This is a genomic window from Prochlorococcus sp. MIT2308, assembly GCF_059772345.1.
Genome location: NZ_CM186283.1, coordinates 1,083,658 through 1,100,459 on the forward strand (window position 1 = coordinate 1,083,658; position 16,802 = coordinate 1,100,459).

A 16,802-nucleotide genomic window follows, 5' to 3' on the forward strand; every position below is an offset into this window, starting at 1 on the left:
GGAACTTACCATGAGATTACGCATTAAAGTTTTACAATCTTTTGCATGGCTTTTTCGACATTTTCTCTACTGTTGAAGGCGGACAATCGAAAATATCCTTCCCCAGCAGCTCCAAAGCCACTTCCTGGTGTGCCAACGATATTTGCATTTTCTAGTAATAAATCAAAGAAATCCCATGAGCTCAAGTTATTAGGAGTTTTAATCCATGCATAAGGGGCATTAATTGCGCCAAAAACTTCAAATCCTGCCGAAGTCAAATTGGCTTTAATTATTTGAGCATTATCCATATAAAAACTTACTAATTTTTTGATTTGAATTTGCCCTTCTTCAGAATAAACGGCTTCCGCTCCTCTCTGAACAATATAACTGACTCCATTGAATTTAGTACTTTGTCGACGATTCCATAAGGACCACAAATCAACTTTTTCCTCACCTGCTTTACCTTTTAAAGACTTGGGAATAACTGTAAAAGCACATCTTGTGCCTGTGAATCCTGCATTTTTTGAAAAAGAACGAAACTCAATTGCACATTCTTTAGATCCCTCAATTTCAAAAATCGAATGCGGAATGGAGTCATCTTTAATAAAAGCCTCATAAGCAGCATCAAAAAGAATCAAAGAATCGTTTTCTTTTGCATATTCAACCCATGCAACTAATTGCTCTCTTGTTGCTACTGCCCCAGTTGGGTTATTAGGGAAACAAAGATAAATTAAATCAAATTTTTCTTTTGGTATTTCTGCCTCAAATCCATTCTCTGAGTTAATTGGGATATAACTTAAACCTTTATATTCTCCCGATGAGTTTGCTTCTCCTGTCCTTCCAGTCATGACATTAGTGTCAACGTATACTGGATACACAGGATCAGTTACGGCTATTTTATTGTCCTTACCAAGAATATCTAAGATATTGCTGCTATCACATTTGGAGCCATCTGAAATAAAAATTTCCTCTGGTGAAATCTCGCAACCCCTAGATAAATAATCATTCTTAGAGATACTTTCGCGAAGCCATTTATAGCCCTGTTCTGGTCCATAGCCCTTAAAGCCCTCCAGGGTTCCCATTTCTTCAATAGCTGCTTTCATCGCCTCACGACAAGCCAAAGGCAGAGGCTCAGTAACATCACCGATTCCGAGCCGGATTAAATCAATATTGGGATTCTTAGAGTTAAAGTCTTTAATTCTTCTAGAAATCTCTGGGAAAAGATACCCTGCTTTTAATTTCAGGTAATCAGCATTAACTTGTACCACTGGAAAATCGGTAAGATTTAATTCAAGGATAATCCCTTAAACACCTTTAAATCTCTAAACATAGTTTATTCTACAATTAAGAACTAATTTTTTAACAAGATCAGATCCTTAAATTATTAACCAAAAAGTGATCTTGTGTTAGTATATTTTTAGAACAAAGAATAGGGTTTTAGCCCTTAATGTTCTTAATTAACGTCAGATTTTCTTAAAGGGACACTTACATTAAACGCTGGCAACTCCAGCATTTTCAACCGGACTATATTTAATTCCCATTCCGAACAGTATTCTAAATCTCTTTAATTAGGTTTGGCGTCATAACTATCCAAATGTTCTACTTGCAGTTTTTCTGCTAATCAATTTTTTTATAGCTTGAAAAAGCTCAACATTGTATATGCCCCAGCAAATTGTGATTGCTGAGCATTTGCGAATTGCCGCTCTGCTCACTGATGAAAAAATAGATGAATTAATCGTGGCTCAAGGTAGCTACCAAATTGGAGATATTTTCTTAGGGACAGTTGAAAATGTTCTTCCAGGGATAGATGCTGCTTTTGTCAATATTGGTGAGACCGAAAAAAATGGTTTTATTCATGTCAATGATTTAGGTCCACTTAGATTAAAAAAAGCAACTTCAGGAATAACAGAGCTGCTCGAACCAAAGCAAAAGGTTTTGGTTCAAGTAATGAAAGAACCTACTGGATCAAAAGGACCAAGATTGACTGGAAACATCGCTCTACCTGGAAGATATCTCGTACTCCAGCCTTATGGGCAAGGTGTAAATATTTCTAGAAGAATAAGCACAGAAAGTGAAAGAAATCGACTTAGAGCATTAGGAGTATTGGTCAAACCTCCTAGTACTGGGCTTTTAATAAGAACAGAAGCAGAAGATATTTCTGAGGAATTTTTAATTGATGATCTTGAAAATCTTCTCAAGCATTGGGAGCTTATTCAACAAGCCTCTGAGAGTTGTACCCCTCCAATTCTTTTAAATAGAGATGAAGACTTTATTCATAGAATTCTCAGAGATAATATCGGTCAAAATGCAACTCAAATTGTAGTAGACAATACTGAAGCAATTGGTCGAGTTAAGAATTTCCTTGGCAAGGATAATAAAGAATTAGCAATAGAGTTGCATAGTGATTCACAAAATATATTAGAAAAATATAAAGTGATTTCTGCAATTAATGATGCATTAAAACCTAGAGTTGAGCTACCCTCTGGCGGGTATATAATAATAGAACCAACAGAAGCATTAACGGTTATAGATGTTAACTCAGGGTCATTTACACGATCTGCAAATTCTAGAGAAACAGTTTTATGGACTAATTGTGAAGCAGCTATAGAAATAGCAAGACAATTAAAATTAAGAAATATTGGTGGGGTTATTATTATTGATTTTATAGATATGGATACGAGAAGAGATCAACTACAATTATTAGAACATTTCACATCTGCCATAAATGGAGACTCAGCTAGGCCACAAATTGCTTCGCTAACAGAGCTCGGACTTGTTGAGCTAACGAGAAAAAGACAAGGTCAAAATATATATGAACTATTTGGGAAAAACTCTACTCATTCCCAAGGTCAAGCTCATCTTCCAAATATCACTATTCAAGACATAAATCCAACAACCTCATCTGAGGTTAGTGTGATCAATTCAACTTTAATATCAAGTGAAGAAATCCAACCTTCACAAGAGAATAATTTAAAGAAGAAGCGTATAAATAAGACAAAAGATATAGACACAAATCTAATCAATGAAGAAAACAAATTATCAATAGACAATTCGAAATCTTTCTCCAAAGAGAGCATTGGAGATGATATTGCTAAAGAGATCAACAATAAAAAGCAAGAGAATAAATTAATAAATATAAATATGAATGAGCATGAGGAGATTGTATATAGCTCAATGGGATTTAATCCCATCTTAATTTTAGATGAGCCTCCATTATATAAAAATTATACGGTTAATATAATACGTCCTGGAATTAAGGAAGGGGAAAAAGAGATTAATAAGATTCTTGAGGAAGATCAACAAAAAAACCTTGCTCAATCCGATACTAAAAATAATAATGAAGATATGATTCCTCTTAAAGTCAATAACACCATTGAGAAAGATCCAATTACCTCTGAAGAAAAAGAAAATAACGAAGGGAAAGATATTGATGTTTCCTTTGATGAAGAAACAATTGATTTAAACTCTAGTGAATCAAAAGAAGTTAATGAGGATCCAAGACGTAAGAGAAGAAGATCATCAGCCTCTTCTTGAGCATGTGTAATCATAAGTATCTGATTGCGGGTGTTGATGAAGTAGGCAAAGGTTGCTTATTTGGCCCTATTTTTGCAGGGGCTGTAATATTAAGCAAAGAAAACGAATCAGAACTCTTATCTCAAGGTTTAAAGGACAGCAAAAAATTAAGCCACAGACAAAGATATCAATTAGTTCCTTTAATCAAAGAGAATTCAATAGCCTGGTCAATAGGCCAAGCTTCAGCAAGAGAGATTGATAGTTTCGGCATCCGTGAGGCTACTGAAAAAGCAATGGTAAGAGCATTAGAAAAATTTTCGTCTCCACCAGACTTACTTCTAGTAGACGGAATATTACCCATTCGCCCATGGGCAGGAGAACAGAAAACACAAGTTCGAGGAGAGAGTCATTTCCCTTCAATTGCTGCTGCCAGCGTGTTAGCAAAAGAAGCAAGAGATGAATTAATGAAACGACTAGCTCCCTTATACAGTTTTTATGGACTAGAAAAAAATAAAGGTTATGGAACTGCATTCCATAGAAAACAATTAATCCATTCAGGCGCCACAAGACTTCATCGAAAAAGTTTTCTCTCCAGACTGAAAATGGATTAAATTTATTTAGTAACTAATTTTCATTACACCAATTTTTAAAGTCAGCAATTAGCTGCTTCTCAACTCTGCTCTTAATTCCTAATAATATTCCATTCAATATAGAGTGACCAGTGGTCTCGAGCATTTTGGGAGGAATTAATCTCAACAGTTGAGGCTGACTGACTGTTACGCCTAAAAGCGCTTCCCCTTCAAGACTTGATGGTTTTGCCTCCAGAGTTGCATCTAAGGTTAAATCAAAATCATCAACAAACCCTAAGCCCTCTAAATGACTTTCAGTGACATACATTCTTATTTTTCTTTCACTATTTTCTACCCCTATTGATACAACTGGATTTATCTGAAGTTGAAAAACATTAAAACTTGTGACTTCGTACTTAAAGCTCCCTGGCCCCAAAGGAGTCAATTTTTTTGGATCAAGCATTGCTCCTACAACTCTTTCCTGTTGTAGGAGATAATCAGATAGTTGCTCCTCATTCTCTTGAACAACTAGATCAATTTTTTGTCGTGCTTTAAAGGCAAGAGCCATTATCAAAAACTTGCTCAGTTTGATCTTATCGGCATTTACCCCTTTTTTTTATTCTAATGTCAACTCGAGTGGCTTACCTTGGACCCAAAGGAACATACGCTGAGAAGGCCGCAAAAGCCCTAGCAGCCTTAGAAAATATTGATTCACCACAGTTCTCTCCATGCAAAGGATTACGATCTGTGGTGGAAAATCTTGCAAACAATCTTTGTGAAGCAGCCGTAGTCCCAATTGAAAATTCAGTAGAAGGTGGCGTAACTACAACATTAGATTCTCTATGGATACATAAAAATTTATTTATTCATAGAGCCTTAGTACTTCCCATCAAACACTCATTAATAAGCAGCGGATCAATATCAACTATTTCAGAAGTCCTCTCTCATCCTCAGGCACTAGCTCAATGCAGCCAGTGGCTAAATGACAATCTTCCAAATGCAGTTCATTTGCCAACTAATTCAACAGCAGAAGCAATAAGGATGGTGAAAGGAAGCTCATTTAGAGCAGCGATTGGATCCAAAGATGCAAATGAGGAACTAAATATTCTTGCTTATCCCATTAATGATATTGAGGGCAATTGCACTAGATTCATTCTTCTTAGAAAAAAGAACATTAAAGTTGATGGCAATAAGGCAAGCATAGCTTTTTCTCTTAAGTCAAATAGTCCAGGTGCATTACTTAAAGCATTAAATTGCATAGCAAATCTTGGCCTGAACATGAGTCGAATTGAGTCTCGTCCCTCTAAAAGAGAACTAGGCGAGTATGTTTTTTTTATAGATCTTGATTTAAATAATTCTAGTGAAAAAGACTTTACAAAAATAACTGAAGATTTATCTCCACTTTGCAATCAAATAATTAATTTTGGATGTTATTTCAGTTCAGAAGTTGACTAATTTATCCTCTTGATTTGAAAACTCCAAATTTCATCAAACCTGTTGAAAAAGACCATCTCATCATTAAAATTGTTGGTATTTCTCTGAATGCTTTTAGTAAAGATCTAAAGCCTAATTTCAAAATAGATGAAGGTCTTCTAAACCCTTCATATATTGATTCATTCCAAGATTGAATTGTATATTTTGTCCAATTAGAGGTTTCTACAGAGCCTCCACAATAAGGACTATTTAATAAATTTTTTTTGAATCCTTCAATACTTGAAAATTCAGGATGCGTCCATTGAATTAAAAGTTGATGCATAATGAACTTTTCCAAGAAATTTAATGGTTTCTTTCTTGAATCTCTTTGATTCCAATCTGCAATTGCCAAAATGCCACCAGGTCTAAGTACTCTTAGCATCTCATCTGCATAAGTTTGTTTATCAACAATATGAGGGCCCGCTTCAACGCTCCAAACACCGTCAAAACTTCCTTTCTCAAACTTCAAGTCAAGAGCATTCATCACTTCAAAGCGACAAAAGTCATTCTTGGTAGTTAACTCATTTGCTCTTCTAATTTGTGCCTCACTTATAGAAATACCAACAACATCAAATCCATAATCACTAGATAATATTCTGGAACTTCCGCCTATACCGCATCCCACATCTAATATTCTTGATCCTTTTGGTAATTTATCCAAACCACTCCAACGTACTAATTCGTGAACAAAATCAACCTTCGCTTTTCTAAAATCCTTTTTTGATTTTGGTTTTTCGTAAAAGCCTAAATGAATATGCTCCCCCCAAAGATTTTCTAGTAAACAGTCATTAGTCCAAGAATCATATGAGGATGCAACACTATTAACCGACTCATATTTACGACTTTCCCTGAGCCATTGAGTACTTAAAATTAATAGAAAGAAAAGGCTAAATACAAAAAATAATATCCATTGCATAATTAATTGTTGGCTTGATCTGCGTTTGAGAAAGTATCTTTTAAAGCTGTTCTTGCAGCCAGTTGCCTTCTTGTGTGATCAAGAAGTTCATATTCTCTCTCCAGTCGGTGATAAGTATTTGTTAATTCTAATAAATTTTGCTGTTCACTTGCTACGGGGCCTCCAAGATGAGCAGCGATCCAAAAAGACAATTCTCTGGGGATATCGGGCAGAGAATCAGGGAGTTCTTTCTCGGATTCAGTTAATTTTGAGGTTAAGGAAACTACATCCCTAAGGGCAATAGAGACGGAATTCTTAAGTTCTAATAGTTTTTTTTGATCTGAGGTTTGATCATCATCAACCCAACTAACTAAAGCATTAATAAAAGGCGTTTCGCTAATGATTTCTAGGATTCGAAATCTTTGCTGTCCAATAGTAACAATATTGCTTCTTCCATCTTGTGAAGTTTGATGCTTAATGATCTCAGCACAACAACCAACATCAGCCATTTTTTTCGCGATTGGATCCCATCTAACTACTCCAAAACGGCTGTCTGACTTCAAAACAGATTGAAGCATAACTCTATATCGAGTCTCAAAAATATGAAGAGGCAAGTACTCCTGAGGAAAAAGCACAACCTCAGGCAATGGGAAAAGTGGTAGCTCCCTAACTGAAAGTTCGCTCAAATGGGTATTCCTGATTAAACATATCCTAGATAATCAATCTCTTGTTTGAGAGAAAAAGATCTAGAGCTTAACTTCTATATCAACTCCACTTGGGAGATCTAGCTTCATTAGAGCATCTATAGTCTTTGCTGAAGGCCTATAAATATCAATAAGTCGTCTATGTGTTCGTGTTTCAAAATGCTCCCTGGAATCTTTATCAACATGCGGGGAACGCAGAACACAGTAAATTTTTCGTTTTGTAGGTAGAGGAATAGGCCCTATTGCAGAAGCAGCTGTTGTATCTGCAGTCTCTATTATTTTTTCGCAAGACAAGTCAAGCATTCTTCGATCAAAAGCCTTTAGGCGTATGCGTATTTTTTGCTGTGCAATTGCAGTTGACATAATTGAGTTACCAAAAGCTAATTAGGTTTTCGAGGTTCTTTAAAATATGAACTGATTAGTTCATTTGCTTATTTAATCTAGAGGATGACCTGAATGAATTACAAGTCATCCTCAGAGCTATCACTCAATAATTTTAGAAACTACTCCAGCACCAATAGTACGTCCTCCTTCGCGAATTGCGAATCTCATGCCTTGTTCTATAGCCACAGGAGCAATCAATTCCCCTGTCATTTTTATTCTGTCACCAGGCATAACCATTTCAACATTGCTTCCATCATCAGATGTAAATGCAGTAATTTGACCTGTTACGTCTGTAGTACGGATATAAAACTGAGGACGATAACCAGCAAAGAAAGGGGTATGGCGACCACCTTCTTCTTTTTTTAATACATATACTTCACCTTCAAATTTTGTATGAGGCGTGATCGATCCTTTCTTAACAAGAACCATTCCTCTTTCAATATCTTCTTTCTGAACACCGCGTAATAGAAGACCAACGTTATCTCCAGCCATACCTTCATCAAGAAGCTTTCTAAACATCTCAACACCGGTAACAGTTGTGAGTCTTGTATCTCTAATTCCTACAATTTCAACCTCCTCTCCGACAGTTACTTTTCCTCTTTCAATTCGACCAGTAGCAACAGTTCCACGACCAGTAATTGAGAAAACGTCTTCAACCGCCATTAAGAATGGCTTGTCAACTTCACGCTCTGGCTCGGGTATTGAAGCATCAACAGCAGTCATTAACTCATCTATTTTTGTCTCCCAATCAGTTTCGCCTTCTATAGCTTTCAATCCTGAAACTTGAATAACAGGGATATCGTCACCAGGGAAGTCATAACTTGTAAGAAGTTCACGAATCTCCATTTCGACTAGTTCGATCATTTCTTCATCATCGACCATGTCACATTTGTTGAGTGCAACTACCAAAGCTGGAACACCAACTTGCTTAGCTAAAAGAATGTGTTCTTTGGTTTGAGCCATTGCTCCATCAGTCGCAGCTACTACAAGAATTGCACCATCCATCTGGGCAGCTCCTGTGATCATGTTCTTTACATAATCTGCGTGGCCTGGGCAATCAACGTGAGCGTAATGCCGTCCATCAGTTTCGTATTCAACGTGTGCAGTATTGATTGTGATTCCACGCTCTCGCTCTTCTGGAGCACCATCAATATCTGCATAATCTTGTTCTTTGGCTTGACCCTTCTTGGCTAAAACCTTTGTAATTGCAGCAGTAAGGGTTGTTTTGCCATGGTCAACGTGGCCAATAGTACCTATGTTGACGTGAGGTTTGTTCCTCTCAAACTTCTCGCGAGCCATTTTTTTTAAAGAATCGGGGGATGGTTAGTAAAATTTAGAGATCAGGAATTGCCCTGATTCTTGGAGATAATTGCTTCAGCAACATTACGAGGAACTTCCTCGTAAGTGCTGAACTCCATTGAGAAAATACCCCGACCTTGAGTCATTGATCGGAGTTGAGTGGCATAGCCAAACATTTCGGCTAATGGCACTTTTGCCTGGACTTTGGACTGCCCATCATCAATGGACTGACCTTCGACCTGGCCTCGTCTAGAGGACAGATCTCCAATTATAGAGCCTAGGAAGTCCTCAGGGACTTCTACCTCAACTTTCATCATAGGTTCAAGAAGGACAGGATTGCACTTCTTGATTCCATCTTTGAAAGCCATTGAGCCAGCAATTTTGAAGGCCATCTCTGATGAATCAACATCATGATAAGAGCCATCAACCAAAGTGACTTTGACATCAATAAGAGGATAGCCTGCAATCACTCCAGATTCACATGTTTCCTTCATTCCAGATTCCGCGGGTTTAATATATTCCTTTGGAACTGATCCACCAACAATTTTATTGACAAATTCAAAACCAGTGCCTGGCTCACCTGGCTCAACTTCGATAACGACATGTCCATATTGACCTTTACCTCCAGTTTGTCTTGCAAACTTTCCTTCTCCTGAAGAACTGGCTCGAATAGTTTCACGATAGGAAACTTGTGGAGCTCCAATATTTGCCTCAACCTTGAATTCTCTCAACATTCGATCAACCAGAATCTCTAGGTGAAGCTCACCCATTCCAGCAATAACTGTTTGATTTGTTTCTTGATCAGTACTTACTCTGAATGTGGGATCTTCTTCGGAAAGTGAGGTTAAAGCTTTCCCAAGTTTTTCCATATCGCCCTTGGTCTTAGGTTCAACAGCAACCGAAATAACAGGTTCAGGGATAAAGAGCGTTTCCAGAACAATTGCTTGATCAGAAGCACATAAAGTATCTCCAGTGGTTGTATTTTTAAGTCCTAGCACGGCTCCAAGATCCCCCGCCCTTAGCTCATCTACCTCTTCACGGTCATCAGCTTTCAAAATAATTAGTCTTGATATTCTCTCTTTGGCATCCTTGGTTGAATTGAGAACATAACTTCCTTTCTCAAGGACGCCAGAATACATACGAACAAAAGTTAATTTCCCGTATGGGTCTGCCATTACTTTGAATGCAAGGGCGCTGAATGGTGCAGAATCATCTGAGGGTCTTACAGCTTCTTTTCCGTTAGGAAGCAGACCTTGGATAGGAGGTACATCAACGGGGGCGGGTAGATAATTAACAACAGCATCAAGAAGCAACTGAACACCTTTATTTTTAAAAGCTGAACCACATAACATTGGAACTAAGCCATGTTTAAGAACACCTTCCCTAATCCCAGACTTCAGTTGATCAACAGTTAACTCACCATTTTCTAGAAAAGCATCCAATAATTCCTCATCAGTTTCAGCTATCGACTCCATTAATTTAGAGCGCCAATCAGAAACTAAATCAACCATGTCGGAAGGAACCTCAGTCTCTTCAATATCTTTGCCTAAATCATCTTTGTATATATATGCTTTATTAGCTACCAGATCAATAATACCTTTCAGATCATTCTCGGCTCCTATAGGTAATTGAATTGGCACTGCATTAGCTTTCAATCTATCTTTAATTTGTCCATGGACCTTTAGGAAATCAGCGCCTGTTCTGTCCATTTTATTCACAAAAACCATCCTTGGGACGGAATATCTATCGGCTTGTCGCCAAACCGTCTCGGATTGGGGCTGAACGCCACCCACAGCACAAAAAACAGCGATAACGCCATCAAGTACTCTCATCGAACGTTCGACTTCGATTGTGAAGTCAACGTGTCCAGGCGTATCAATGATATTGATACGGTGATCATCCCAAGTAGTTGAAATCGCTGCTGCAGTAATTGTTATGCCTCTTTCTCTCTCTTGGGCCATCCAATCGGTAACGGCGGCGCCATCATGGACTTCGCCCATTTTGTGTACAACACCAGAGTAGAAGAGAATTCTCTCAGTACAGGTGGTTTTACCAGCATCAATATGTGCAGCAATCCCGATATTTCTTACTCGTTCCAAAGGAAAGGCTCGTGCCACAGAAAATTCTCCGACTAAAGGGCTTTAAAATGCTGGTGGACTCTACAACTCAGCATGCAAAAAAAGAAATATTTTTTGAAATTGAATAGAAAAATTTGAAAAAATCAGTAGCGGTAATGTGCAAAAGCTTTATTTGCTTCAGCCATTTTATGCGTCTCTTCCCTCTTTCTCACTGCGTTCCCAGCCTCATTAGCTGCATCCATAAGCTCCCCGGCAAGTTTTTGAGCCATGCTTCTACCATTTCTTGATCTTGAGAAATTTACCAACCATCTGAGCGCCATCGCAGTCCCTCTTTCTTGACGGACCTCCATGGGAACCTGATATGTTGCTCCTCCTACTCTTCTAGCTCTTACTTCAACAAGAGGAGTAACATTCTTCACTGCTGTTTCAAATAATTCAATGGGATCCGAACCAGTTCTTTCGTTAATCAAACCAAAAGCATCAGAAAGAATTCTTTGAGCTGTTGATTTCTTACCGTGCTTCATCAATCGATGGACCATCATGCTAGCCAAACGATTATTGAACTGAGGATCAGGTAGAACAGGTCTTTTTTCTGCTGCGTTTCTTCTTGACATGAAATTAAATTTGTATAAGGGGGAAATTCAATGGATCAAAAATAAGTTTTATTCCTTGGGAGATTTAGCTCCATATTTTGATCTTGACTGTCTACGGTCTTTAACCCCAGCGGTGTCAAGAGTTCCTCTGACTATGTGATATCTCACACCTGGTAGGTCCTTAACTCTTCCGCCCCTCAGCAAAACTACAGAGTGTTCTTGAAGGTTGTGACCAATACCACCGATATAAGCAGTAACTTCAAAACCTGAGGTTAATCTGACACGAGCAACTTTTCTTAGAGCAGAGTTAGGTTTTTTGGGAGTTGAGGTGTAAACCCTGGTACAAACGCCTCTCCTTTCTGGGCAACCTCGCAAAGCAGGAGATTTTGTCTTTGTTTTTAGAGTCTTTCGCTCTGTTCTTATTAACTGTTGAATGGTTGGCATTAATTTTATATTTGGTCTTGGTTCGACCAGATTCAACAATTCTCCAGATTACTCGGTCAAGCACCCAAATTAGGATTTTTTTTTAATTAATATTTTATTTTTATTTAGGTTCAAGCATAAGGGACGAATTTTTAAAGAAAGTATTGAAGAAAAAACTTGATGGTCGACAAAAATGTTTAAGATGTAACTCTAGGAACTATCAAATCAATCTAATCATTCATTTCAAAGCTTACCGATAGCACTTTTGTAAGAAAAGAAAAAATAGTAAGTTAAAAAACATGCATCAACGACCCTCAAGATCAAATTGGCCTTATTGCGATAGCACCTATCCAGATGCATTCTCTGGGGAAAAAGATTCTTGTGGAGTTGGATTCATAGCAAGCGTCGAAGGCAAGCAAAACAACTGGGTCTTGTCTCAGGCTTTACGTGGTCTGAGTTGCATGGAGCATAGAGGCGGATGTGGAGGAGATAGCGATTCAGGTGATGGCGCTGGGATTCTATGCGAAATTCCATGGTCATATCTAAAGCAAGTTTGGCAAACTGCCAAAGAATGTGAGCCCAAATCATCAGGCATAGGAATGATCTTCATGCCTAAAGATGAAAAGAATAGGGAAATATCAAAAAATATATGTGAACAAGAAGCTGAATATTTAGGCTTAACTTCTAAAGGATGGAGAGATGTTCCTGTTGATGATGCAGTTTTAGGAAAACTTGCAAGAGAAAATGAACCCTTTATTACACAATGGATAGTTGATATTCAGGATAAAGAAATTAGTCTTGAGGCTTTGCTTTTCAGGCTAAAGCAAAGGATTTCAAATCGGGCAAATATAGAATTAAAAGAAGATAAACTAGGTCTCTATATATGCTCTTTAAGTAATAAAACAATTGTATATAAGGGAATGGTCAGATCTGAAATACTGGCTCCTTTTTATAAAGATCTACAGGACGACAGATTTAAAGTTTCATATGCGGTTTACCACAGAAGATTTAGTACGAATACTTTACCAAAGTGGCCATTAGCTCAACCCATGAGACTTTTAGGTCATAACGGAGAAATAAATACACTGCTAGGAAATATAAATTGGGCGAAGGCAGCAGAAACGGATATAAGTTCAGTATGGGAAGACAATGCAAGTGATCTAAAACCCATTGTCAACAATTTATTTAGTGATTCAGCCAATCTTGATTTAACTCTTGAGCTATTGGTTCGAAGCGGCCGACCAATAACTGATAGCTTATTAACACTTATACCTGAGGCTTTTAGAGACCAACCTGAATTAATAAACAAACCTGAAATCACTGCTTTTTACGAATACTCTGCAGGGACTCAGGAGCCATGGGATGGGCCAGCATTAATAGTTTTTACTGACGGAAGAAACATAGGAGCAACACTTGACAGAAATGGTCTAAGACCAGCTCGTTATTGCATCACTAAAAATGGATATGTTGTTATGGGATCTGAAACAGGTGTTGTTGAATTAGATGAGGGTCAAATTCAAGAAAAAGGTCGGCTAGGGCCCGGTCAAATGCTGTCAGTAGACTTAGGGAAAAAGAGAATTTTACGAAACTGGGATGTCAAAGAAGAATCAGCAAACAGATATCCATACTTAGATTGGTTAAAAGCAAATCGTATTAATCTCAATAACCAAAATTGGGAAGTAAATAATAAATTTGATAAGCAAGAGTTGCTTCAGCAACAAATTGCATTTGGATTTAGTGCAGAAGATTTTGATTACATAATCAATAGCATGGCTGCAAATGCCAAAGAACCAACTTATTGCATGGGAGATGATATTCCACTAGCCATACTTTCCAAGAAATCACATATTCTTTATGACTATTTTAAACAAAGGTTTGCACAAGTAACTAATCCTCCAATTGACCCTCTTAGAGAAAAACTTGTTACGAGCTTAGAAATGCACCTTGGTGTTAGGAAAGCTCCATTATCTCCAAAAGCAGAATCTGCAAGACTAGTTCATATTAAATCACCAGTTATTAATGAGAAAGAATTAATTTCAATAACAAAATCTGGTCTTAATTGCAATAAAATATCTACATTAATTCCTATAAATGATTCTGAAATAAGCCTAGATAAAGGTATTAAACATCTATGCAAAGAAGCAGAAAATTGTGTAATTAATGGCGGAGAAATACTAATCCTTTCAGATAGAAATATTAATCGAGAAAAATCATACATTCCTCCTCTTCTAGCTGTTGCGTCAGTTCATCATCACTTACTTAGCAAGGGTCTAAGGCTAAAAACTTCAATAATTATAGATACAGCTCAATGCTGGAGTACCCACCACATAGCCTGTCTAATTGGATTTGGAGCAAGTGCAATTTGTCCATGGTTAACATGGGAAACTACCCGACATTGGTGGCAACTACCTAAAACTCAAAAACTGATTTCCGATGGGAAGTTGTCTAATTTATCCATAGAGATTGCTCAAGAAAATGTTAAGAAAGCAATGGAGGATGGATTAAGAAAAATACTTTCAAAAATAGGAATCTCTGTTTTAGCAAGTTATCATGGAGCACAAATTTTTGAAGCCATCGGTATTGGTGCAGATTTAATTGATTTAGCTTTCAAAGGAACTACAAGTCGTATAGCTGGACTCACTCTTAGAGAATTATCAATCGAGACAATTTCATTTCATAAAAAAGCGTTTCCAGAGCTAGAGCAAAAAAAACTTGACTTTAATGGATTTGTTCAATACAGAAATAGTGGAGAATTTCATTTGAATAATCCAGAAATGTCAAAAATTCTTCATGCTGCAGTAAAAGCTGGGCCAGGATATGACCACTTCAAAACTTATCAACAACTACTAGAAAGTCGTCCAGCTACAACCCTAAGAGATCTACTTACTCTTAAAAAAGCAGCACAGCCTTTACCTCTAGATCAAATAGAAAGTGCTGAGAGTATTTGTCAAAGATTTTGCACCGGTGGCATGAGTCTTGGCGCTCTATCAAGGGAAGCGCATGAAGTTCTTGCAATAGCAATGAATAGAATTGGAGGCAAAAGTAATAGTGGTGAAGGAGGAGAAGATCCCGCTAGGTTCAATATCCTTGAAGATGTTGATGAAAATAATCAATCAAAGACCTTACCCAATATCAAAGGTCTTTCAAATGGAGATACTGCTTGTTCCGCAATTAAACAAATTGCGTCTGGCCGATTTGGTGTAACCCCTGAATATTTAACTAGCGGAAAGCAATTAGAAATCAAAGTAGCCCAAGGAGCAAAACCTGGAGAAGGAGGACAATTACCTGGACCAAAGGTTGATGAATACATAGCCAAGCTTCGCAATAGCAAGCCTGGTGTAGCTCTTATCTCGCCTCCTCCTCATCATGATATTTACTCCATAGAAGACCTAGCTCAACTTATTCACGACCTACATCAAATAAATCCAACTGCAAAAGTGAGTGTGAAATTAGTTGCTGAAATTGGCATTGGCACAATTGCTGGGGGAGTAGCCAAAGCAAATGCTGATGTAATCCAGATTTCAGGACATGATGGTGGAACGGGTGCCTCGCCACTGAGTTCAATTAAACACGCTGGTTTGCCATGGGAACTTGGATTAACTGAAGTTCACAGATCTTTATTAGAAAATGATCTGCGCAAAAGGGTTTTGTTAAGAGCAGATGGAGGTTTAAAAACAGGATGGGATGTCCTGATTGCGGCTCTACTTGGAGCAGAAGAATATGGTTTTGGAACAATCGCAATGATCGCTGAAGGTTGCATCATGGCGAGGATTTGCCATACAAATAAATGTCCAGTCGGTGTTGCAACTCAACAAGAAGGCTTAAGAAAAAGATTCCCAGGTTTACCAGAACATGTGGTGAACTTCTTTATCTTCGTAGCGGAGGAAGTAAGGCAATTAATGAGTCAAGTTGGTGTAGCAAAAGTCGAAGATCTTATTGGACGAACAGATTTATTAATTCCAAGGAACCTAGAACTAACAAAAACAAAAGAGGTCGACCTTTCCAGCCTTCTCAAACCTTTAAAGAACTCAAAAGATCGTTCATGGTTGAGCCACGAAATAGATGCTCATAGCAATGGAGAAGTTCTTGAGAATGCTCTTCTAAAAGATGAAGAAATTTCCAATGCAATTAAGACTCAGGGAAGCATTACTAAAGAAATTTCAATAGTTAACACCGATAGAAGTGTTTGTGCACGGATCTCTGGAGTAATAGCTAAAGAATATGGAAATAAAGGTTTTAAAGGGAATTTAAATTTGATATTTAAAGGTTCAGCGGGGCAAAGTTTTGGTGCCTTTATTTTAAAAGGAATGAATATTTCTTTAGTAGGAGAAGCCAATGATTATGTAGGCAAAGGCATTAACGGAGGCTCCATTACAGTTGTTCCTGAAATCATCAATCACACATCCAACGCACAGGTAATACTTGGAAATACATGTTTGTATGGAGCAACGGGTGGAAAATTATTCGCCCTTGGAATAGCAGGGGAACGTTTTGGTGTTCGCAATAGTGGCGCTCATGCTGTTATCGAAGGAGCGGGAGACCATTGTTGCGAATATATGACTGGGGGAGTGGTTGTTGTTCTAGGAAAAACCGGAAGAAATATTGGAGCAGGGATGACTGGAGGGATAGCATTTATTCTTGACAAAAAAAATGAACTTGACTTAAGAATAAATAATGAAATTGTTGAGGTCTATAATCTAACTTCAACTAACCAAGAGCAATTCTTAAAGGACCTAATTATTGAACATCTTCAGAGAACTAAAAGTCCCATAGCAAACAAAATTCTCTCAGATTGGTCTTCGTGGAAAAAGTTATTTAAGATAGTAGTTCCTCCAAGCGAAAAAAATAAATTATGTATTCAGGAAGCACTGGAGAAAGCGAAATCATAGATA

General features: G+C 37.7%; 13 protein-coding genes. 4 read left to right on the forward strand and 9 right to left on the reverse strand.

What is annotated here, in order from left to right; all coding sequences use genetic code 11:
- Positions 1 to 23: 23 nt before the first annotated feature.
- Positions 24 to 1,247, reverse strand: a complete 1,224-nt coding sequence (locus tag AC6EIW_RS06425; RefSeq protein ID WP_498519885.1) for an LL-diaminopimelate aminotransferase — start codon at positions 1,245 to 1,247, stop codon at positions 24 to 26.
- 391 nt (positions 1,248 to 1,638) lie between these two features.
- On the opposite strand from AC6EIW_RS06425, the gene AC6EIW_RS06430 reads away from it, so the two are divergent.
- Both AC6EIW_RS06430 and AC6EIW_RS06435 read left to right on the forward strand, forming a co-directional pair.
- Positions 1,639 to 3,513 carry an Rne/Rng family ribonuclease gene (locus AC6EIW_RS06430; protein ID WP_498519886.1) on the forward strand — a complete coding sequence of 625 codons (1,875 nt, stop codon included), beginning with the start codon at positions 1,639 to 1,641 and terminating at the stop codon, positions 3,511 to 3,513.
- Positions 3,514 to 3,515: 2 nt separating this feature from the next.
- Positions 3,516 to 4,103: a ribonuclease HII gene (locus tag AC6EIW_RS06435; RefSeq protein ID WP_498519887.1), complete on the forward strand. Its 588-nt coding sequence runs from the start codon at positions 3,516 to 3,518 to the stop codon at positions 4,101 to 4,103.
- Between the two features lie 13 nt (positions 4,104 to 4,116).
- Here the strand turns inward: AC6EIW_RS06435 and AC6EIW_RS06440 are convergent, their stop codons facing one another.
- Entirely contained in the window at positions 4,117 to 4,629 is a 513-nt protein-coding gene (locus tag AC6EIW_RS06440) for a DUF1997 domain-containing protein (RefSeq protein WP_498519888.1), read from the reverse strand.
- Positions 4,630 to 4,685: 56 nt separating this feature from the next.
- On the opposite strand from AC6EIW_RS06440, the gene pheA reads away from it, so the two are divergent.
- Positions 4,686 to 5,516 (forward strand): prephenate dehydratase, encoded by an 831-nt coding sequence (gene pheA, locus AC6EIW_RS06445; RefSeq protein ID WP_498519889.1) that lies wholly within the window; start codon positions 4,686 to 4,688, stop codon positions 5,514 to 5,516.
- 1 nt (position 5,517) lies between these two features.
- Here the strand turns inward: pheA and AC6EIW_RS06450 are convergent, their stop codons facing one another.
- The 7 genes from AC6EIW_RS06450 to rpsL form a co-directional block, all read right to left on the reverse strand.
- Positions 5,518 to 6,450 carry a methyltransferase domain-containing protein gene (locus tag AC6EIW_RS06450; RefSeq protein WP_498519890.1) on the reverse strand — a complete coding sequence of 311 codons (933 nt, stop codon included), beginning with the start codon at positions 6,448 to 6,450 and terminating at the stop codon, positions 5,518 to 5,520.
- 2 nt (positions 6,451 to 6,452) lie between these two features.
- The gene (locus tag AC6EIW_RS06455; RefSeq protein ID WP_498519891.1) at positions 6,453 to 7,115 is read right to left on the reverse strand and encodes an LON peptidase substrate-binding domain-containing protein; all 663 of its coding nucleotides are present in this window, start codon (positions 7,113 to 7,115) and stop codon (positions 6,453 to 6,455) included.
- Positions 7,116 to 7,175: 60 nt separating this feature from the next.
- Positions 7,176 to 7,496: a 30S ribosomal protein S10 gene (rpsJ, locus tag AC6EIW_RS06460; protein ID WP_498519892.1), complete on the reverse strand. Its 321-nt coding sequence runs from the start codon at positions 7,494 to 7,496 to the stop codon at positions 7,176 to 7,178.
- A gap of 120 nt (positions 7,497 to 7,616) precedes the next feature.
- Positions 7,617 to 8,816, reverse strand: coding sequence for an elongation factor Tu (gene tuf, locus AC6EIW_RS06465; RefSeq protein WP_498506132.1), 1,200 nt, complete (start codon positions 8,814 to 8,816; stop codon positions 7,617 to 7,619).
- A 41-nt stretch (positions 8,817 to 8,857) separates the two neighbouring features.
- Entirely contained in the window at positions 8,858 to 10,933 is a 2,076-nt protein-coding gene (fusA, locus tag AC6EIW_RS06470; protein ID WP_498519893.1) for an elongation factor G, read from the reverse strand.
- Between the two features lie 104 nt (positions 10,934 to 11,037).
- On the reverse strand, positions 11,038 to 11,508 hold the full coding sequence (gene rpsG, locus AC6EIW_RS06475) for a 30S ribosomal protein S7 (RefSeq protein ID WP_498461533.1): 471 nt from the start codon (positions 11,506 to 11,508) through the stop codon (positions 11,038 to 11,040).
- A gap of 48 nt (positions 11,509 to 11,556) precedes the next feature.
- Positions 11,557 to 11,931: a 30S ribosomal protein S12 gene (rpsL, locus tag AC6EIW_RS06480; RefSeq protein WP_011824478.1), complete on the reverse strand. Its 375-nt coding sequence runs from the start codon at positions 11,929 to 11,931 to the stop codon at positions 11,557 to 11,559.
- A 278-nt stretch (positions 11,932 to 12,209) separates the two neighbouring features.
- On the opposite strand from rpsL, the gene gltB reads away from it, so the two are divergent.
- Entirely contained in the window at positions 12,210 to 16,799 is a 4,590-nt protein-coding gene (gltB, locus tag AC6EIW_RS06485; protein ID WP_498519894.1) for a glutamate synthase large subunit, read from the forward strand.
- The last annotated feature ends 3 nt before the right edge of the window (positions 16,800 to 16,802 follow it).